Annotated in this window: 21 protein-coding genes, 1 tRNA gene and 1 other annotated feature; of the genes, 15 read left to right on the top strand and 7 right to left on the bottom strand. The window is 40.3% G+C overall.

Annotated elements, in window-relative coordinates:
• Nucleotides 1-226: 226 nt before the first annotated feature.
• The gene (locus V7K97_RS06575) at nucleotides 227-697 is read left to right on the top strand and encodes a hypothetical protein (RefSeq protein WP_334799971.1); all 471 of its coding nucleotides are present in this window, start codon (nucleotides 227-229) and stop codon (nucleotides 695-697) included.
• Between the two features lie 70 nt (nucleotides 698-767).
• Here V7K97_RS06575 and V7K97_RS06570 read toward each other — a convergent pair whose 3' ends face one another.
• Together V7K97_RS06570 and V7K97_RS06565 are read right to left on the bottom strand one after the other, a co-directional pair.
• Nucleotides 768-1,217, bottom strand: coding sequence for a YlqD family protein (locus tag V7K97_RS06570; RefSeq protein WP_334799970.1), 450 nt, complete (start codon nucleotides 1,215-1,217; stop codon nucleotides 768-770).
• A gap of 46 nt (nucleotides 1,218-1,263) precedes the next feature.
• On the bottom strand, nucleotides 1,264-3,231 hold the full coding sequence (locus V7K97_RS06565; RefSeq protein WP_334799969.1) for an AMP-dependent synthetase/ligase: 1,968 nt from the start codon (nucleotides 3,229-3,231) through the stop codon (nucleotides 1,264-1,266).
• A gap of 170 nt (nucleotides 3,232-3,401) precedes the next feature.
• Between V7K97_RS06565 and V7K97_RS06560 the strand changes: the two genes are divergently transcribed.
• The 6 genes from V7K97_RS06560 (at nucleotide 3,402) to V7K97_RS06535 (ending at nucleotide 11,661) form a co-directional block, all read left to right on the top strand.
• Nucleotides 3,402-3,728, top strand: coding sequence for a hypothetical protein (locus V7K97_RS06560; RefSeq protein WP_334799968.1), 327 nt, complete (start codon nucleotides 3,402-3,404; stop codon nucleotides 3,726-3,728).
• A 699-nt stretch (nucleotides 3,729-4,427) separates the two neighbouring features.
• Nucleotides 4,428-4,769, top strand: a complete 342-nt coding sequence (locus V7K97_RS06555) for a CU044_2847 family protein (protein WP_334799967.1) — start codon at nucleotides 4,428-4,430, stop codon at nucleotides 4,767-4,769.
• Between the two features lies 1 nt (nucleotide 4,770).
• Nucleotides 4,771-5,664, top strand: a complete 894-nt coding sequence (locus V7K97_RS06550) for a trypsin-like peptidase domain-containing protein (RefSeq protein ID WP_334799966.1) — start codon at nucleotides 4,771-4,773, stop codon at nucleotides 5,662-5,664.
• Nucleotides 5,661-7,316 carry a hypothetical protein gene (locus V7K97_RS06545; protein WP_334799965.1) on the top strand — a complete coding sequence of 552 codons (1,656 nt, stop codon included), beginning with the start codon at nucleotides 5,661-5,663 and terminating at the stop codon, nucleotides 7,314-7,316. The genes V7K97_RS06550 and V7K97_RS06545 overlap by 4 nt, the downstream gene beginning before the upstream one ends.
• Nucleotides 7,317-7,385: 69 nt before the next feature.
• On the top strand, nucleotides 7,386-10,175 hold the full coding sequence (locus tag V7K97_RS06540) for a tetratricopeptide repeat protein (protein ID WP_334799964.1): 2,790 nt from the start codon (nucleotides 7,386-7,388) through the stop codon (nucleotides 10,173-10,175).
• On the top strand, nucleotides 10,168-11,661 hold the full coding sequence (locus V7K97_RS06535; protein WP_334799963.1) for a radical SAM/SPASM domain-containing protein: 1,494 nt from the start codon (nucleotides 10,168-10,170) through the stop codon (nucleotides 11,659-11,661). Before V7K97_RS06540 ends, V7K97_RS06535 begins: the two co-directional genes overlap by 8 nt.
• A gap of 282 nt (nucleotides 11,662-11,943) precedes the next feature.
• Here V7K97_RS06535 and V7K97_RS06530 read toward each other — a convergent pair whose 3' ends face one another.
• Together V7K97_RS06530 and V7K97_RS06525 are read right to left on the bottom strand one after the other, a co-directional pair.
• Nucleotides 11,944-13,131, bottom strand: a complete 1,188-nt coding sequence (locus V7K97_RS06530; protein ID WP_334799961.1) for an MFS transporter — start codon at nucleotides 13,129-13,131, stop codon at nucleotides 11,944-11,946.
• 406 nt (nucleotides 13,132-13,537) lie between these two features.
• Nucleotides 13,538-14,482, bottom strand: coding sequence for a glycosyltransferase family 2 protein (locus V7K97_RS06525; RefSeq protein ID WP_334799960.1), 945 nt, complete (start codon nucleotides 14,480-14,482; stop codon nucleotides 13,538-13,540).
• Between the two features lie 151 nt (nucleotides 14,483-14,633).
• On the opposite strand from V7K97_RS06525, the gene rplS reads away from it, so the two are divergent.
• The 8 genes from rplS to rplL all read left to right on the top strand — a co-directional run bounded on the left by rplS (nucleotide 14,634) and on the right by rplL (nucleotide 19,037).
• A complete protein-coding gene (rplS, locus tag V7K97_RS06520; RefSeq protein WP_273766612.1) occupies nucleotides 14,634-14,996 on the top strand; it encodes a 50S ribosomal protein L19 in 363 nt (120 codons plus the stop codon).
• Between the two features lie 153 nt (nucleotides 14,997-15,149).
• Nucleotides 15,150-15,222: transfer RNA gene (locus V7K97_RS06515), tRNA-Trp, on the top strand.
• Between the two features lie 289 nt (nucleotides 15,223-15,511).
• Nucleotides 15,512-15,730, top strand: a complete 219-nt coding sequence (gene secE / locus V7K97_RS06510; RefSeq protein WP_334799958.1) for a preprotein translocase subunit SecE — start codon at nucleotides 15,512-15,514, stop codon at nucleotides 15,728-15,730.
• Nucleotides 15,730-16,371 carry a transcription termination/antitermination protein NusG gene (gene nusG / locus V7K97_RS06505; protein WP_334799957.1) on the top strand — a complete coding sequence of 214 codons (642 nt, stop codon included), beginning with the start codon at nucleotides 15,730-15,732 and terminating at the stop codon, nucleotides 16,369-16,371. Before secE ends, nusG begins: the two co-directional genes overlap by 1 nt.
• Before the next feature lie 6 nt (nucleotides 16,372-16,377).
• A complete protein-coding gene (gene rplK, locus V7K97_RS06500) occupies nucleotides 16,378-16,803 on the top strand; it encodes a 50S ribosomal protein L11 (protein ID WP_334799956.1) in 426 nt (141 codons plus the stop codon).
• A 98-nt stretch (nucleotides 16,804-16,901) separates the two neighbouring features.
• The gene (gene rplA / locus V7K97_RS06495; RefSeq protein WP_334799955.1) at nucleotides 16,902-17,615 is read left to right on the top strand and encodes a 50S ribosomal protein L1; all 714 of its coding nucleotides are present in this window, start codon (nucleotides 16,902-16,904) and stop codon (nucleotides 17,613-17,615) included.
• Nucleotides 17,616-17,711: 96 nt separating this feature from the next.
• Nucleotides 17,712-17,880, top strand: a sequence feature (ribosomal protein L10 leader region).
• A 62-nt stretch (nucleotides 17,881-17,942) separates the two neighbouring features.
• Nucleotides 17,943-18,557, top strand: a complete 615-nt coding sequence (rplJ, locus tag V7K97_RS06490) for a 50S ribosomal protein L10 (protein WP_334799954.1) — start codon at nucleotides 17,943-17,945, stop codon at nucleotides 18,555-18,557.
• Nucleotides 18,558-18,650: 93 nt separating this feature from the next.
• Complete coding sequence (rplL, locus tag V7K97_RS06485; RefSeq protein WP_292743931.1) at nucleotides 18,651-19,037, top strand: 50S ribosomal protein L7/L12; 387 nt, start codon at nucleotides 18,651-18,653, stop codon at nucleotides 19,035-19,037.
• 112 nt (nucleotides 19,038-19,149) lie between these two features.
• Here rplL and V7K97_RS06480 read toward each other — a convergent pair whose 3' ends face one another.
• The 3 genes from V7K97_RS06480 to V7K97_RS06470 all read right to left on the bottom strand — a co-directional run bounded on the left by V7K97_RS06480 (nucleotide 19,150) and on the right by V7K97_RS06470 (nucleotide 20,336).
• Nucleotides 19,150-19,317: a hypothetical protein gene (locus tag V7K97_RS06480; RefSeq protein ID WP_334799953.1), complete on the bottom strand. Its 168-nt coding sequence runs from the start codon at nucleotides 19,315-19,317 to the stop codon at nucleotides 19,150-19,152.
• An 88-nt stretch (nucleotides 19,318-19,405) separates the two neighbouring features.
• A complete protein-coding gene (locus V7K97_RS06475) occupies nucleotides 19,406-19,657 on the bottom strand; it encodes an MBL fold metallo-hydrolase (RefSeq protein ID WP_334799952.1) in 252 nt (83 codons plus the stop codon).
• Entirely contained in the window at nucleotides 19,641-20,336 is a 696-nt protein-coding gene (locus V7K97_RS06470; protein WP_334799951.1) for a hypothetical protein, read from the bottom strand. The genes V7K97_RS06475 and V7K97_RS06470 overlap by 17 nt, the downstream gene beginning before the upstream one ends.
• Between the last annotated feature and the right edge of the window lie 10 nt (nucleotides 20,337-20,346).

Here is a 20,346-nt window from a genome sequence, read left to right as displayed (position 1 = left end):
AATCGATGAACGCACTGGCAATATTTACATTCTGGCTGGAGAGCTATGCTCAATGGTTCGCCAATATGTCGATCTTGTTTTAGAGATTAAATGGGATGTGCTATTCATATTCCTCATAACTACTGCTTAAGATAGAAGAGCTTCTCACAGGTAGAGGATATGGGATGCAGTTCAATCTAGAATTCAAAATTGGTAATAAACCTATTTGAAATTCCTGTTTACTTTTATGTCGGCAAAGTTGAAATTCTTTTTGATTGTGATATTAAGTGTCTTTGCAACTGCTGGTGCTGGAGTTTATATTATCCAGCGCCAGCCATCTGCACAGATTGTTGAGACTACTAATGGGCAAACCCAGCAGGTGCTAGCAATACATCAGTCTCAAGAGGTTGTGGCATACCGAGAGCGTTCCGATTATAAAACTATACCTTTAGAAAAGCTTAACTCATCTCTCCAAGGTAGCGATCCTGCTACCCTTGCCCTGAATGCTTTTGAGGACATAGGAGTGGGAGGAACGCGAAAGGTAGAGGTAGCTTATCCGCAACGAAATCAGTCCTTTGTGACGATTACGCAAATCAAGCGGGGTAATGATTCAGTTGGTACTGTTAGATATCGAGTTGAGATGACCACCTTTGGGCGATCGCTTTTTATTAGCTCTCCTCCAGTGTGGCAAATTGTTTGGGCTGGAGTGAGGAATTAGGAGAGACGCGATTAATCGCGTCTGTACAGGAGTTAGGAATTTAAACTCATAACTCATAACTCCTAACTTTTTAAATGTCGCCGCGAATTTCTTCTACAACGCCATCGCGCAGAATGATTTCGACTTGCATTTTGCTAATCAGGTTATCACCAGTTTCTACCCGAAAAAAGCCTTCCATTTGGAATTGGTTGACTTCCTGATCTTGCTGGAGAAACTGCACTTGCTGGAGGTTTTGCAGCAACTGATTTTTCTGCTCTAGGAATTCACTTTTCTTTTGATTGACTTGGAGTTGGATATTGTCAATTTGTTGGAGGGTCTGGGGGCCAGGTGGTTGCAGACTCTGCTTTTGAATTGCCGCGATCGCTCTTTGTCCTTCAACGTCTAGCTGTTGTAGTTGCTGATCGAGTTGGTTGATCTGCGTTTGCAGCTGTTGTTGTACTTCCTCTTTCCAGAGAGGAGTCACAATAACTTTGACGTTAACGACGCGTTTCAGAAGCAAATTAGATTTGGAGGCATCCATAAACATTTCACGTTCACTCTTTACAGTTAGCAGGTGGAATCAATTATCAGGCAAACATGCCGTCAATAATATCGTGATAGCGTTCCGTTACGATATGTCGTCGAACTTTTAGTGTTTGCGTCATCAAACCATTTTCGATGGAAAACGGTTCCAGAATCAGTTTAAACGTTCCAATGCGGTCATCCGGTCGATATCCTGGACGATTTTGCACTTCCCGATTTAATTCTTGCCGAAATAAATCCTGGATCATTCTACTCTCCAAGTCAATTTTTTGACTATCTGAGGAAGTTACCTGATCGTTCTGTGTCACACTCTGACTTGCTGCCCATTTTTCTATAGCTTCGATATTGGGGACAATTAAGGCTCCCAGGCTGCGCTGATCTTGGCCGACGAGCATAATTTGATCGATGTATGGCGATCGCAAACACGCATCTTCGATCGGCTGTGGCTCGATGTTTTCCCCGTTAGTCAATACAATCGTATCCTTCGCCCTGCCAGTCAGCACCAAGTCATTTTGTGGTGTCAGCCAACCCAAATCGCCGCTATCAAACCAACCTTCCGCGTCAATTGCTTTCGCTGTCGCTTCGGGATTTTGGTAATAGCCTTGCATAATCTGTGGTCCCCTCAAGAATACTAAACCTCGCTTCTCTACTGGTAGAGGCGCTTTGGTCTCAGGATCGACGATTTTAGCTTCTGTGGCCAGAAGTGGTTGTCCTGATGCACCAATCAAATTTCGCCAAGGACGCCGCACATGGGTAACAGGAGAAGTTTCTGTCAAGCCATAGCCTTGCAAAATCTGCACACCAATAATTTCAAAGAAGTTATCGATGTGTCTGGGAAGGGCACCACCGCCGCTAATCATCTGCTTAACTTCTCCTCCTGTGGCTTCCCGCACTTTGGCATAAACCAGGCGTTCTCCCAAGGTGTGGAGGGGTAATAAAGCTGATGCTTGTATCCTAGCTGCTAATCGTTCAATGGCTGAAGCATGAAGATTATTTAAATTCAACCCTTGAGCAACTCGCCGCGCTTTGATATATTTCTCGCTAATACCCAATAAAAAGTTAACTAGGCGTTGCTTATTTGCTGGTTGTTCGCGGAATTGCTTTTGCACTCCTTCATAAATCGATTCCCACAGCCGGGGTACACCCACCATGTAGTTGGGTTTAAATTGTCTCAAATCCCCTTTCACAGAGCGCAAGTTGGTATAAACTTGCGTACACCCTTGAGATAGTAGGTAATATTCAACAGTTCGTTCGTAGCTATGCCAGGAAGGTAGGATGCTGAGAACGATATCGCCCACATTCGGTTGCAATACTGTCCCAAAACTTATTATTTGGTGCATCAAGTTGTTATAAGACAGCATTACACCCTTGGGTTTGCCTGTAGTGCCAGAGGTGTAAATTAGGGTTGCCAGGGCATCACGATTTTGCTTGACTGGCACAAAATTATGATTTACCCCAATTTCGAGCAACTGGGTAAAGTTCAGCACCTTTAGGGTTTGGTCTGTCGGTGGTGATTCATCAGAAAGTAAGATTACCAGTTGAATTGGTAAATCATTGAGACGTTCTTGCAGTTTTTTAAGTGTTTTTAAATCCTCAACGACGATCGCGGTACTGCCACTATTGGCGATGATAAACAGCAGTTCTTCTTTTTCCGCTTGGGAGCTACGCACCACATCAACCCCTCCAGCAGTCATTATGCCTTGATCGGCAATAAACCAGCGAGGACTGTTGTCAGCAATTAGGGAAATGCGATCGCCTACCTTTACTCTCAACGCCTGCAACCCAGTAGCAAATAGTTGGATTTGCTCTGCTAGCTGGGTATAAGTAATCACTATCTCTGGTTTGGCGTGAGGGTTGCGGAGGGCGACAACATCACCAAATTGTTGAGCTGCCAAAGGCCAAACTTCTGGCAGCGATTCTACATTTGTGTAATCTACCAACCGCTTTAATGCCTGCCGTTCCCCCTCACTGATGTTAGATAAAAAAGAAGAGGCGGTTTGGGTTTTTGACATAACATCTTACCTAAAGATTTAAACTGATCGTTCTTACAGCTTATTTTGTTATTCTGCTACAATCACCGTCCTTATTATCCACATTCCCTTCTGTGTATGATAATTCCAGGAATTCCACCTTTATATTTACAAAAATTTATGTTAAAGTTGATTTACATAGAGTGCAAGCAATGATTGTGTTTGCATCTAATAACAGCGATGTCTACGACGCGCTACGCCTACGCCTATTTTTCACAGGAGATAGATTACCTATGAATTTGATAGACGCTATATTGCTAACGCTGCTAAATATTGCTGCTTGCATGGCGTTACCTAAGCTTTTAGCTATCCTTCTGGCTGATAAAACCAAACTTACTGAAGTGCTACCGAATGGTTCCAAATTACAAGCAGCCAAAATTGAACTTACCAGTTTTCCTTATTGTACAGCTTACCAGTTGACAGGTAGCCAATACTGTAAATTCAGTCCTGATTTTTGTGCCAAGTGTTCTCCGAATTAATGGACTGTTTGCAAGTAAAAATTCCTCAGTACTTCCGACAACCAGCTATTCAATTAACTCTTCAACACATATTCATTCTAATTTATACAGGCTCAGATCCCCGACTTTTTCAAGAAGTCGGGGATCTTTTTGTTCGTAACTCCTACATGGATTGCTAAACCTCGTCCATTTTGAAATCTGGAGTAGTGCGGGCAAGATGCCCGCTACTACAATAGGGGAGCAAGATGCTCCCACTACTTTTAAAAAGTATGGTTTTCAAAATAGATGTGGTTTATGTAGCATTACTACGAGAAAATTTAATTAAATTTACATTGCGTAATATAGGTTAATTTATTTTTGCCTACTTAGGTAGATTCAAGTAATTTTTTAGCTGAGTCCGTATAATTACTAATTGAAGTCAAGCTAGAGATATAACTAATATAACAATTGTTAAATCTATTGCATGACAGTCAACCAGCTTGTAATCCTCAAGCAGCAAGAGGTTGGTCAGTTTATTTAGAAACTTCACAAACTTCTAGTAGGCTGTCAATTCAACTATGCTAGGTAAATAAGTTTGTAGTCAGCACTTTAGCTGTTGCGTTAAGCACTTAATTGCTGACTACGTACCAGGAAAAGTTAGCTTTATAAACCACCCCTTGTAAATATCTAAAACCCTTACGAATTACAAAAAACTATTAGTTCAAAATAACAGGTTTCACCATGAATCGGAAACAAATCACAGAATTTTCTCTCCAAGATGGCACGAAGTTTTTAGCCGAAGTTGATGAGCCAGAAAATAGCAATGCTCTTGTACGTGTTGCCAGAGCAGACACAGGACAAATGGTAGTTGAAGCTAAAAAGAAATTTGATGAGGTATTAGATCAAATACAACCTGTAGCTTCAGCAATTATCACCAAACTGAGTCAGCTTAATACACCTGCCGATGAGGTAGAGGTGAAATTTGGTATTAAGTTAAATGCTGTTGCAGGTGCGGTTTTTACTTCTGTGGGTGGTGAAGCTAACTACGAAATTACCTTGAAATGGAAGCAAAATAAGGCATAGCATGGTAGCGATTCCAGATAATTATATTCAAACTTTTCGGTCTGCGATCGCGCGGATTTTTCATCCTAATGGCGCGGTAGTTGGTGTCGGTTTTTTAGTCTCTGGGCGAACTCGAAATTACATCCTGACATGCGCTCATGTTGTTACCTCAGCCCTATCTTTACCAGAGGATATAGTTGAAGCTCCTAGTAATGATATTTACTTGGATTTCCCCCTAATTGCATCAGGGCAAAAACTAAAAGCTAAAGTTCTTTTTTGGCAGCCTGTTATCAGCAATTCATCAACTTCTGAACCTGAAGATATTGCTGGGTTGCAAATAGAAGGGCAGTTGCCTCAAGAAGCCCAACCTATCAAGCTAATCTCAGCTAGCAATATTTGGGAGCATCCTTTTCGCATATTTGGTTTTCCTAACGGACACAATGATGGCGTTTGGGCTACAGGGGTGCTGCGAGACAGCCAAGGAAAGGGATGGGTGCAACTGGAAGACAGTAAGGTAACTGGTTACAGGATAGAACCGGGTTTTAGTGGTGCGCCGATATGGGATGAAACCCTTGCAGCAGTGGTTGGTATGGCTGTAGCGGCGGAGAAGCGGCGAGAAGATACCAAAACTGCTTTTATGATTCCGGCGGATGTATTAATCAAAGTATGGGATGAAATCGCCTTGTCGATGTCGTCAAATGCACATATCCAAAGGATTCTAAGCCGAGTGCAGCAACTTAAAATTAAAACTTTACAAGAGAGATTTGACGTTATAAGTAGTGATTATGAGATAGCTTACAATCAGCTTAACTATACACTTAGTGCTGGCGATCGCAATATCATCCAACGCCAAATCGATAGCATACTACAAGAACTTGAGCAACTAGAAAACAAACTTAATGCCATAATGCAATGACAAATTCTTCAGATTTACGAAAGAACCATCTAGAGCAGTTAATAGCTCATTTAAAAAATGATATTGAAAGTATCGGCAAACAAATAATGCGGACGCTTAATGATGTAGATAAAAATAAATTGCAAAGGTATCTTGACGATAAATTCGATGAAATAGAAAAAGCTGAATTAGAGTTAACCCAGCTAAATAAACAATCTATAGAGATTGAGCTTGATAAAATTCCATTCACTAATCGAGATGCTGCAATTAATGAGATTACAGCAATTAATTCTCCTGTTTATCGTTTGGTAACTGCTCCTGAAGGTTACGGAAAAACAGAATTTCTCAAACAGGTAATGGTGCGTTTTCAAGATTTACAATGGTGTTGTGCTTATGCTTCTATGTCTAGTTATGAAAGTATTGATGACCTAGAAAAACGATTAGCAAGTTCTCTAGAACTTACGCCCCAACAAGGGCATGAATTAAATTGGGGAGAGCGTTTAGGCTTACTATTGCATAGAAATTGGGCTAAATGGCAATCTCAGGGAAAAAAAGGTATTGTGCTGCTAATTGATCTTGATGGAAGCGCCCCAAAAAACCAACGTTTAAATGAACTTTTTAATGACCTTGAGGAATTTAAATGTAGAATTCAAAAATGTTTGAAAGAATTACAGTTCTTTAAAGAGAATTCCGGGAGAATTCGAGTTATTATTGCAGCTCGCTGTCTAATTGATCTCCCCTTAGCTCGGACTTTTAAAAAACTAACACTCCCTCCTTTTAACTGGGAAGTGATTGAAGATACAGCAACCAAATATCTCAAGTCAATCGAAATGACTTCTGAAAGTCTTGCTCTACTAGCAGGACACTTACTATATTTAACTGGCGGACATCCAGGGGGAATTGCTGAAGCACTAAAAGTTTATCGAGGGGGTGGTTACACAGTTAATTTGTTTCTCAACAGTTATGGCAATCAATTATGGGAAAAAAACCTCAAAAAATGTAGAGATCAGATTAAAGAAAGTTTGACTAAAGAAAATAATCATCTATATGAATCCATTGAAAAATTGAGTATATTTCCCATACTAAATGGTCATTGGGTATTAAAGCAAGCCGTTGAGAGATTTCAGTTACCTTTCAGTGGTGATAGTCATAAATTAAATATTGAACTGACAAAGACATCTATTTTCAGTCGTGAGAAAGCGTTTATAAAAGATGGTATGACACGGCGGCTACTAGTTATTGGTCTTCTCCGAGAAAGTTCGCCTGAGAGCTTTAAAGAGCTTTGTAAGGAAGCAGCTAAAATCTGCCGGGAGTATATTGATGAACTGAAATTAAAGAATAATTCTGCTGACGCAGGTACTTGGTCTATGCAGTATTTTTTTCAAACTCTTCAGCAACACGCTGGATTTATCAATCGTGGTGCTGATAGTCTGGCTTATCGACAAAACCTCCGCAAAACTTTCTTTGATAAAACTGTTGAAGAGACTCTAGGAATATTCCGCAATACAGATCGAGAGCAAATCCATGAATTTCTTTCTACGCTGAAATCTGAAGTAGAAACAGACTGGGAATTTCAGTTTGTTGTCAATTACTACCTGCACAATGAGGAATATAATGATGCACCCTATAGATATTTAATTCATAAGCTTGATGAAGCCATTCAAAATAATTAACTAGGGAATGGGGAATAGGGAATAAGTATGTACTGAGTTTTTGCAAAAATCAAATAGGAGTCCTATATTATGTCTGAACTAGATAAATTAGAATTTGTTGGTCGTGAAGAACATCTAAATCGAATCATTTCCCTGGTTCAAGAACCTAATCTCCATGTCGTTTTGGTGGAGGGTAGAGGTGGGATTGGCAAAACTTGGTTGCTTCAAGCATTACAATCGCGCCTAAATCAAGTTGAGATTGGGACAAGTGAAATTATTGATTGCGATATGCCTGTTTTTAATGATGCAGAAGATTTATACACTCAAATCGCCAAACAATTATACGATTCTACATATAAAGAATGGTTGCTCCAGTTACGACAACTGCGAGAAGATGAAAACCGCCTTGGTCGAATTGCATACGAACAAGAACGTAGACAACTTGAAAAGTTCTTGGTCGATGAAATTAATCGAAAATCCAGCCAACAGAGACTAGTATTTATAATTGATACAGTTGAGAAGTTAGGACAAGCAGACGTAAGAGAGGAAGTTTGGAAATATATTAGCGATTTATGCCATCAACTAGATAATGCCGTATTTATTTTAGCAGGCCGCCCTAGTATTGCTCGTCAAGTTCTGAAAAAGTCATTCAAAAAAGAAGAATTAACTTGTTTAGAATTAAATGAATTTACTAATGAAGATGTGCAAACATATATTCTTTCCAAGGAGGAGCAGCTTCATTTTACTATTGGAAAAGAATTGGCTAAAAAGATCATCATTCTTTCTGGTGGTAGCCCGATAATGATTGAATTTGGAGTAGAGTATGCTTATCGGGAAGTCATACCAGATTGGTTAGAGAGTGAAGATATAGAAACTATTCCAGAGAGGTTAGAAAAAACTGGTGGATTTGAAGCTGAGATGGTTCGACATATTACACAGCTTGAGACATCAATGGATAGACTAACCATCTTACTTTCACGCATCTATCCATTAGATAGCTCTGATATTGCTAATTTATTAGAACTATCTACAGAAGAGGCTCAAAAATTATTTATTGATGCACAGAGTTACTTTTTCATCAAACCAGTAATGGGTGGTTCTCAAATATCATTGCATGATATTGTGAGAGACTTAGTTGAGAAATATGTATGGACAGATATTGACCCAGATCAGGAATTGAGAAAACGAGATAGTCGGATTGCTGCTAAATATTTCGAGCAAAAAGATTATGATTTAAGTCCACAAAAAAGGATATTGGAGGTTCAACGTCACTCTGATGATTCTCAGAAAGTCGCTAATATCGAGTTTCTGATTGAAGAAGTGAAACAACTGCGGGAATTCAATACTAGGCGATGGCTCTGGAATGCTTTATATGCCGATCCAACCAAGGGCTTCGCAACTTGGTATAAAGTTACTGAAAGGATACGCAGTCAAGCTAAAAAATTTAGCTTTGTCAAACAATTGGTGGAAATTGCAAAAGAATTTGAAAAAGACCTAGAAACTGCTCAAAAATCTGAACTGATTCTTTTTCAATCAAAGATTGTTCATGCCCTTAAAGATAAGAGTACAACAGAAGATGAGGTGAGAAAGCTAGAGGTAATGCTATCGGAACAATCTTCTAATTCTTCTCTTCAAGCAGATATTTATAATGTCTTGGGAATGCTAAATACCAAGTTACATCTTTATAACGAAGCCTTGAAATATCAGCAAGAGTGTTTATCCCTAGTTCAAGGTAAGAAGCTATCATCTGCTATTCCTAGGGTAGCTAACCAAGTTGGTTATCTGCATCGACAACTCAACAACTTTGAGGAAGCTGAAAAATATTACAAACTAGGTTGGGATGCGGCGATGGAAGTTGATACTCCTGACAAAGGCTTAACTCAAGTTATGGCTAGCATTCAAAATAACTTGGGATTTTTGTATGGGCGAGAAAAAGATTACGTAAAGGCTGAACAATGTTTTAAGGCTGCTATTGATATGTGGTCGAGTGTTGAGAGTGAACGCGAAATAGCCAACGCCGAAATTGCCTCTGCTACTATTTTGGTAGAGAATGGTAACTATGTGAAAGCTAAACAGTTACTTGAGAGAGCATTAAGCCGTTGCGACAATGAGGAAAACGATAATCGAATATTGTGTAGGGCATACTTTCAATTAGGTTTAAATCAGTGGTTTAGTGCCGAGGTAATAAATGAAGCCGTTTGGGATGTGACACAGGTAGAATGGGATCTCAATTTACTAAGTCTTGCTCAAGATGCTTTAGAAGAAAGCCTGAAACTGGCAGAGAAATACGGAATTGAAGAGGAATTACCTGGAATTTTGCACCAAGCTGCTAGTGTCTGTTGGCATCTTGGGTTTCAAAGGTGCGATCGCACTCTACAAGAACAAGCTCTAATACTCAACGAGCGCTCTTATCAGACTAGTTTAGAGTACAATGACACGCGATATGCCATTGACAGCCTTGTAGGTAAAGCTGAGTTTGATTATTATGCCAAAGCCTACGAGCATATTTCAGATTATGCACAAGAACTTAGCGATCGCTTCCAATCATATCAAAATATCCATACACTATACTTTGGCCGTATATTACGGATAGAAGGTGATGTTGCATTTCAACAAGCTAACTACGATTTTGCTTTTAGTAAATATGCTCAAGGAATACCCAAAATCTTTCAGCATGGGGGTTTCGGGCCGTATTCAATCCAACATGAGCTAAATATGCTCCAAAAGAAAATCGAACGTTTGCCTATAGAACTTTCTAAAACCCTGATCCAACAACTCAAATCTCAGTGGAAAGATCATAAAGCTCTCAAGGAATGGTGTGATCAACAAATGTTTTTGACTAGAATACGTGCCACAAAAGAGCCATTTTCTCATGCTTAGTAAAAAAAATGATCGACCCCAAATTTTAGTTTCTCTCAATTCTACCTACGTAGCAACTGGGCAATGTGATTGTGATGGAGGGGATTGTGCCTGTGACTTATCTCCTTTAGCTGAATTAAGCTCAGATATCCGATTATCTTTGGGGATGTTGGAGACAGAGTTTGTGCGAGTTCCTAACTCGCAGATGATGATTTTAGATGATACTTATTCTATCTGTTATGGTACTCATCATAAAGTAGCAGTTCTCAATCAATCAGCAATATATTTACTTAATCAGTTTACAAATTCTCATAAATTAGATGATATTGCAACAGAGTATCCTTATATTGACCCAATAGACTTACATACAGCCATTCAGGAACTATATCAAGCCCGTTTAATAGTACCTAATAATAATTACTCATTTCATCTAAATGAAATACCAGAAACTTTAACAGCATGGTTACATATCACCGATCGCTGTAACTTAAGATGCGATTACTGCTACCTTCCTCATGTAGCAAAGGATATGTCAATAGATATAGGTAAAGCAGCTATTGAATCTATATTTCGCTCTGCTGCCTTAAATCATTACCGCCGCGTCAAACTGAAATATGCAGGAGGAGAAGCATTACTATGCTCTTCTTTAATTAAGGATCTCCATTTGTACGCTCAATCCCTTAGCCAAGAAACAGACATCATATTAGATGGAGTCGTTCTCAGTAATGGAACATTGATTACACCTGAGATTATTGAGATGCTTCAAAGATTGAATCTGCGTCTGATGATTTCACTGGATGGATTATCAGATTTCCATAATATCCAACGTTCTTACGCAGGCGGAAAGGGATCGTTTCCAGATGTTGAACGAGGTATTAAAATTGCTTTGCAAAATCGTCTAATACCAGATATTTCCATTACGGTTACTGGGCGGAATGCAGAAGGATTAGCCGATCTTCTGGAATGGATATTAGAATATAATCTACCATTTAGTTTAAATTTCTATCGTGAAAATGAACTTTCAGCTTCTTACGAAGACTTGCAATTAGAAGAATCTCGGCTGATTGAGGGAATGTTGGCAGCGTTCAAAGTTATTGAATTGAAATTACCTAATCGAAGTTTGCTAGGTTCATTGATTGACCGTGCTAATTTAGCATCTCCTCATAAACGAACTTGTGGAGTTGGGCAAAGCTATCTCGTATTTGATTACAAAGGGCAAATTGCTAAATGCCAAATGCAGCTACATAAAACTGTATCTTCATCTGAGACTCAAGATCCTTTAACTGTTGTGCGCCAAGATAAAACAGGTATTCAAAATTTGTCAGTTGAGGAAAAAGAAGGCTGTCGGACATGTGAGTGGAAGTATTGGTGTACAGGAGGTTGTCCTCTAGCTACATTTAAGGCTACAGGTCGTTACGATATTCAATCTCCAAATTGCAATATTTATAAAGCTCTCTATCCTGAAGCTATCCGACTAGAGGGCTTACGCCTGATAAAATATAGTTGACCTTTGAATCATTCGTGAGAAAAAATATCCCCGATTTATCAAAGAAGTCGGGGATCTGCGGGTTGCAATTCTCACAAATTAAATAAGATTGCTATAGCAGTTATCGTTTACGTGAGGTACACCCGTAGGGGCACGGCATTGCCGTGCCCCTACACCTCGTGATGTAACGTTGTACTGCATCTGAATGGGAACCGCTATATACCGGTTATATGTGGAAAATTTATCGTTGGCAGGTTGCTACTGATATTTTTTTCTGGTACTCTAAAAGCTGCATACTTCCATTCATTGCCCAGAGGGAGTAGTTATTTTCGGTCTGACGATAATAAAAAATGCGATCAAAGTAAAAACTAACATTTGCCAAGTCACCAAATTCCAGCCACCAAGATTCCAGCATAATAAACCAATGCTAGTACCTATAGAACCGCCGATAAAATAGGTAGTCATGTAAACTGTATTGATGCGACTATTCGATTGAGGATCAAGAGTGTATATCCTGGCGACATTGGTAACTTGGGTTGCCTGTACACCTACATCTAGTAACAATACAGCAACAGCGATCGCCAGTGCAGAATTAGCAGCAATTTTAGCAATCACTAAACTTGCAATCACCATCGATACAGCAATAGTCAAAGAACGTTGGGAGTTACCTCGATCGGCTAGTTTACCAAAAACTGGTGCCATCAATGCGCCTGCGATCGCCACAAAGCCATACATCCCAATTGTGTCAGATTGGAAATTAAAAGGCACTCCGCTTAAATGGAAAGTTAGCGTTGTCCAAAATGAGCAAAATACACCAAATAATAACCCGCTAATTAAAGACGCTTCTCTTAATAATGAAAACCGTTTTAATTGCTGAAGTGTTGATTTTAATAATTCCAAATAATAACCATTAAATTCATTTTTTACATTCGGCAAATATATTTTTAGTAAAGCAATAACAATTAAAATCATTCCTGCTGAAAATCCATATACATAACGCCAACTCAACCATTCAGCAATATATCCACTAAAAACCCTTGCTCCTAAAACTCCAATCAATATACCAGTAAAAATATTGCCTACTGTTTGACCTGTAGTTACTCTATCTATACTTGCTGCTAAAGGAAGAATAATCTGAGCGGAGACTGTCGCAATCCCAACTGCTACGCTCAATATCCAAACTTGGACGATGTTTTGTGAAAATGCCATGAATATCAACAAACAGAACAAACATATCAATAAGCAAAGAATTAATTTTTTCTTGTTGATTTTATCGCCTAAGGGGATTAAAAAGAAAAGCCCAAGACCGTAACCGACTTGGGTAAGCACAGAGATGCTACCCGCTTCGCCTTCACTGACTCCAAAAGATGATCCAATATTTTTGAGGATTGGCTGATTATAATAAACGTTAGCAACACAGACACCAGCGGCGATCGCCATAATCAGTACTTGGACTTTAGTTAATGCGTTACTTGAGATTTGTTTTTCCATTTAACCTAAAATTTATACAGGAAAAAACTGGTTTACAATACAGCTAAAACCAGGCAATAAAGGAGAAATTATCATATCACTACTAAATAGGGTTTCTCCCAATGTTTACTCTTAACACTAACGTCTACTGATTTTCTCTCGCTCAGATTTAACATTTAGACAGTTATCGGTATACTAAGCTAAACCACATCTAATTTGCAGATCCAAAATTCATAGAACTCCTGTGGGGTAGGCAACATGAGCGCCCTAATTATGCAAGTTAAATGTGGAACAGCTTAGATTTTCTGATATCATCAACTATTAGTTCTGAATCCGATCGCTATTAGACAAGCTTTGCTGGTTGTTCCCTTGTGACATTCTTTTTCAAATTTGTTCTGTAAAAGCTAAGTTTGTAACGCTGAAAAAATTAGGACTCAATCAATACAAGTTTGCGAACTTGAGAATTGTTTCCTTGAGAGCGGCGTGATGAAACAGCAGTTAGCAAAAACTTCCAAGACTGAGGAGAAAGTATAGACAGATCGATCATTGAAAGAAAACTCTTGATATTTTTTTGCTTTAGTGCTACTAAAATCCAATGAAGTGTTAGGTAATTTTTTATATCTTGAAAGACGGGAATCTTTGAGCGATGTTGGTCATTTACCAAGGCGTAAATTTTCTCCTTCATCAAAATATTTGTTGACAACCGCCGAGACAAAGAAAACTTTTGATTATACGCACCCGGCCAGATAGTCCGGTAAGCAAGACACTGATTGAAGAAAATAGCATCGCCAAACTGGGCAATCCGAATCCAGGAATCGATGTCATCACAGTTAGCATCGAGTGTGGAGTCCCAACCGCCAGTTTGCAGAAAAGCATCACGCCGACAAGCTACTTGTACGGGTGTGCCAAAGGGCAGAAGCTCTAAAAGCATACCATAGTGAATATCGGCTTGTGGGATATAAAAAGCTAAACCGGGGCCAACTTGGGGGGTGCGAGAGAGTTCGACTTCATTGCCATCCACCTGAGCCGCCACACAAGAGCAGATTACAGCATCGGGACAAAGTGCGATCGCCTTTGCCATCTCTTCTATGCAGTTGGGCGCTAAATAGTCATCATCATCTAAAAACTTAATCCAGTCGCCGCTAGCTTTAGCAACTCCAGCATTTACCGTTGCTGCATGACCTTGATTCACCTCGTTACGATGGTAAACAATCTTGTCCCCTAAGCTTTGGAGATATACTTGGGTGTCATCAGATGAACAGTCATCAGCAACAACCACTTCACACTCCATTGTTTGGTTACGAGCCGAGTCAATTGCTCTTTGCAGCAAATTCAAGCGATTATAGGTACTGATGACGACGCTAAATTTCATAAAATTCCCCCTGTGGTACAGCATTCTGCAATATAACTTTGATCTCTAGGCTGTCGGATCAGTAAAATTATCAATCCCAACAAGTAGACTGAAATAGGATTATCGATTTATGATTGATGATTGGGAGTTTTTTTAAGCAGACAGAAAGACTATGAATGCTCAAGAGATTATCCGCTCCATTGAAGCGGAACAGATAAAATCGAATTTGCCCGACATTTATGTGGGCGACACCGTAAAAGTGGGAGTAAAAATCAAGGAAGGCGAAAAATATCGCGTACAACCCTACGAGGGAGTAGTGATTGCCATGCGTAATGGCGGCATCAACGAAACTATTACAGTCCGTAAGGTTTTCCAAGGCGTGGGCGTTGAGCGGGTATTTCTGTTGCATTCTCCCCGGATTGACAGCATCAAAGTATTACGTCGTGGTAAAGTCCGCCGTGCTAAACTTTATTATCTCCGCGATCGCGTAGGTAAGGCAACCCGAATCAAGCAACGGTTTGACCGCCCTTTGTGATTCGTCCTTCAATCATTATGGGAGAAATCTCAAGCCGAAAGCGGCATCTGCCGCTAACTTGTTTTCCCGACAAAGTTGAGGTATGATAGAAATCGCGTGTTGCGTTAAACTGAAATTTAGTTCAGCGCAATGAGTGAATAAAAAACAGCTTGTGCGCTCTTAGTTCAGTTGGTAGAACGCAGGTCTCCAAAACCTGATGTCGGGGGTTCAAGTCCTCCAGGGCGCGCTCAAGAGCAAAAAACAAAGCCCGAAATAATTACGCAGCTGCTAACATAGCAGTTAGCGTTAATAATTTCGGGTAAACTTATTGTATTTGTAGTTGTTTTGCTTTCAGTAGTGAAACAGAGTCGAAACTGCAAACCGGGATAAAGGAATTTTAGATTTGAGTTTTTAGATTAAGAAGAAATTTAAAATCGACAAACCAAAATCTAAAATCAACCACCTTTGCCTAAAGGCATGGGTTAAATCCGAAATCCAAAATCCAAAATTGAGTGATAAATGGGGGATAAACGGTCGTGGCCAAAAAAAGTGAAGCAGAATTGCCAGAAACTACTGGGTTTAGCTTTAACAACTTCATACAGGGAATCAAAGAAGAACTTGAAAAAGTAGTTTGGCCCAGTCGCAAACAGATAGTGAGCGAATCTGCTGCTGTGTTGTTAATGGTGGCACTGTCCGCATCTTTGATATACTTGGTCGATGGATTGTTTCGTTGGGCAGCAAAACAGGTGTTCTAATGAGTTTTGCAACAGATGAACCACGCAACTCAATGTTGCAGTCAGAGGAAACAGCAGAAACAGCAGAAGCAGCGTCAAAAGAAGCACGCTGGTATGCAGTGCAAGTAGCCTCCGGCTGTGAGAAGCGTGTAAAGACTAACTTAGAGCAACGCATTCAAACTTTTGATGTAGCTGACAAAATTATCCAGGTGGAAATTCCGCACACGCCGGCGGTGAAAATCCGCAAAGATGGCAGTCGCCAGCATACAGATGAAAAAGTTTTCCCTGGCTATGTGCTGGTGCGGATGATGATGGATGATGATACCTGGCAGGTGGTAAGAAACACCTCCCATGTAATTAATTTTGTCGGTTCAGAACAAAAACGTGGTAGTAGTAAGGGTCGCGGTCATGTCAACCCCATACCATTGAGTTCTTCAGAAGTTGAACGTATATTCAAACAAACCAGCGAACAAGAGCCGGTTCTTAAAATTGACATGGCTACTGGTGATAAGATAATGGTGCTTTCTGGTCCATTTAAAGACTTTGAAGGCGAGGTGATTGAAGTCTCTCCAGAACGGAGTAAGCTCAAAGCCTTGCTCTCAATTTTCGGCAGGGATACACCAGTAGAATTGGAATTTAATCAGGTAGAGAAACAGAGCTAAATACAAATGGCGAAGAAAGTAGTGGCGGTCATTAAACTGGCCCTGAATGCTGGAAAAGCCAACCCAGCACCGCCAGTGGGTCCCGCATTGGGTCAACACGGCGTTAACATCATGATGTTCTGCAAAGAGTATAATGCCAAAACAGCCGATCAAGCTGGAATGGTAATACCTGTAGAAATTTCGGTTTTTGAAGACCGGAGTTTTACATTTGTACTCAAAACGCCACCAGCATCAGTGTTGATTCGGAAGGCGGCGAAAGTAGAAAAAGGCTCCAATGAACCCAACAAAAAGAAGGTTGGGTCAATTACCAAAGTACAATTGCAAGAAATAGCCCAAACGAAACTCCCCGACCTTAATGCCAACGACATCGACGCGGCAATGAAGATTGTGGCAGGAACGGCTAAAAATATGGGCATCACAGTCACGGATTAGTCATTAGCAAAAAACTAGCAAATGACAAAGGACAAAGGACTCATAATTAAAAATTATCGGGGGAGAGGCGAAGCTTCGGAATTACCCCAGGAGAACAAATGCCAAAAATATCACGTCGTTTGCAGGGACTGCAAGCAAAAGTAGAAGATAAGGACTATCATCCTTTAGAGGCTTTAGCCCTTCTTAAAGACACAGCGACAGCTAAATTTGCCGAAGCTGCTGAAGCACATATCCGGTTGGGAATTGACCCCAAGTATACAGACCAACAGCTGCGGACAACGGTAGCACTGCCCAAAGGTACAGGACAAATCGTGCGGGTGGCGGTGATAGCCAGAGGCGAAAAGGTCAACGAAGCCAGCAACGCTGGTGCTGATATAGTCGGGTCAGAAGAACTGATTGACGAAATCCAAAAAGGTAGAATGGATTTTGACAAGCTGATTGCCACACCCGATGTGATGCCACAGGTGGCAAAGCTGGGTAAATTGCTCGGTCCGCGTGGTTTGATGCCATCGCCCAAGGGTGGAACCGTGACATTTGATTTAGCAGGTGCGATCGCCGAATTCAAAGCTGGTAAATTAGAATTCCGAGCTGATCGAACTGGTATTGTTCATGTTATGTTTGGTAAGGCAACTTTCTCGCCTGATGATTTGTTAGTCAACCTGAAGGCATTGCAAGAGACCATTGACCGTAACCGTCCTTCAGGAGCTAAAGGTCGTTATTGGCGCACATTTTATGTGTCAGCCACTATGGGGCCATCAATTAAAGTTGATATCAGCGCCCTACGAGATTTGAAACTGAGCGGAGCAGCGTAAAAGGTACTGGTGACTAGGGATTGGTGACTGGGGACTGGGGGTAATACCACATCTTCACTATCTAATACCCAGTACCCAATACCCAATCACCAGTACCTAATTAAATAGGCAAAGCCGGAGACAGCAGGTGCTAACAGCTTAAATATCCTGCCGAGGTTAAAACTCTAATTGTCAAAATCATCATGCGTAAAGGTGTGATAACGATGGCATCACGAGTCTTACTACTCAACCCCGGCTATATTAGCTGGGGTTTGTTGTTTTGGTTCAGGTTGAGAAAAAACGCACAAGTAGGGCAATCACCGATTGTTTTAAGGAGGTGAGATTGAAATGGGTAGAACACTAGAAAATAAAAAAGAGATAGTAGCTGACCTCAAAGAAACTTTGAGTGAGTCAACTCTGGCACTGGTAATTGACTATCAGGGGCTAACAGTTTCGGAAATCACAGACTTACGGCGGCGGCTGCGTCCCAGTGGCACTGTTTGTAAGGTGACGAAGAATACTCTGATGGGCATTGCCATTAAAGATGATGAAAAATGGCAACCTTTGTCAGAATTGCTCAACGGTTCTTCCGCCTTTTTGCTGGTAAAAGAAGATTTTTCATCGGCAATTAAGGCATACCAAGAATTCCAAAAAGTCACCAAGAAGACTGAACTTCGCGGTGGTGTTCTGGAAGGTCGCCTACTGAAAGAACCGGATGTCAAGATACTAGGAGACTTGCCATCTAAGGAACAACTGATAGCCCAAATTGCTGGAGCTATCAATGCCTTGGCTACCAAGATTGCTGTGGGTATCAACGAAGTTCCTGGTTCACTGGCTCGTGCTTTGCAGGCTGTGGCCGACCAAGAGCAAAGTGGTGGTAGCACTGAAAGCGCTGCTGTCGAAGATAGCAACACCGAAACCACTGCTGAAGCTGATAGTAGTACCGAAACTGCTGCTGAATAGACTTCGCAACTCATCAGTCAAGAGTCAAAAGTCTATAGTTAAAGACCAATGACCGATGACAAATAAATAATCAAAATTACAGGAGTTATATCAATGTCTGCTGCAACCGATAACATTTTAGAACAACTAAAAACTCTCTCTTTGCTGGAAGCTTCTGAGTTAGTCAAGCAAATTGAAGAAGCTTTTGGCGTGAGTGCTGCTGCACCTGTTGGTGTAGCATTCGCAGGTCCTGGTCCTGCTGCTGCTGTTGAGGAAGTTGTTGAGCAAACCGAGTTTGAAGTAATTCTCGAATCAGTTCCAGCAGATAAGAAGATTGCCGTGCTGAAGATTGTCCGGGAATTGACCGGTTTGGGTCTGAAAGAAGCTAAAGACTTGGTGGAAGCTGCGCCCAAGGCAGTTAAAGAAGGTATTGCTAAGGATGCTGCTGAAGATGCTAAGAAGCGCATCGAAGAAGCTGGCGGTAAGGTGACTGTTAAGTAGTCACAATTACATTACCAGTTTTTTTATTAAGGAGCCTAAGTTAGGCTCCTTTTTTATCGTAGAGTCTTCTGTTAAGTATTACAATGCTCATTTGTTGTTAAAAGAGCAAAGGTTACATTAAGTTGGGTTGATTGGCTTTCTTAACCCATGAGTTAGAAGTTAATCGCCTTCCTTGTAAATCTGTTCCTCCAGCACCACCTAAATTTAATTCAGGTGTTGGTGCAAGGATTTCTATATTAACTGAACCAATGTTCAAACTTCCCGTTTTTGTTGTTGTCAATTCTGATGAAACCTTAGTTCCAAAACGTTGGCGCGCGTCTTTTAAAGCAATACGTAAATCTAACCAAATTGCACTTTTCTTAATTGCATCAGGGTTTATTATGTACGTTGTGAATTTTGATATCCTCATTTGAGAGTAAGTCAATGATACCTCCAATATCATCTGCATCAGAATGAGAAATGAGGATATGTAAAATTTCTTTAATAGATAGATGCTCAAGAGTTTCTGCCAAAGTACCCCCAGGTGGACAGTCAATAACCATCGCATCATTTGCATCTCTGATTAACGCACAATTTCCATGTCCGACATCTAAAATAATCAATTCAGGCAAGTCCATCATCTTCATCGGGTTCAGGTGCTAATTCAAATTTTTCAAAATATAGGTCATCAGATTTTTCTGCTCCTGTGTTTACGTGAGCAAATAAACGGATATTTGATTTTAATACAACTCTAATATTTTCTGGAATCAGAGAAGCTGGAAAACGAACAGCTTTATGAGGATTCCAAGCTGGAACAAATACATCTACAACAGGTTCATGAGATTCTTCATCAATATTAGTAATCCTAACTATCGTTCTACGAGGTTTTCTAGTACTCGGTATTTTACCAGAAAGTTCTAAGGTACAATCTTCTATTCCCTTAGCAATGCTTGAAGCGTCGGCTTCTTCTCGACTTAGTAGTACAGGTATTTTATGTCTCCATTTTCTAATCGAAAAAGATGTATCCATTTCTGTATACTGAGTTATTAACAATGATGGGAATTTAAAATCGTATAGATTTGCAACTAATTCTGCTCCATAAAAATTAGCAAATCCAGAATTACTCAATCGGTGATCGCACACAGCACCTTGAGCATTTTCTCTAATAAGCGATACCAAGTCACTGACATTGTGAAAGTGTCTATTGTCTAATACAAATGTTTGATAGCCTGCTTCTTCTACTTCCCAAGCTGTTACCTCAGCTAGATTTTTATCGTCATCAATTATAGCTATTTTTATATCATTAAAAACTTGTGTCATACTCAGAAAA

This window comes from Nostoc sp. (assembly GCF_036917815.1).
Lineage (GTDB): Bacteria > Cyanobacteriota > Cyanobacteriia > Cyanobacteriales > Nostocaceae > Nostoc.
This window is presented reverse-complemented; position numbering and strand designations above follow the sequence as displayed.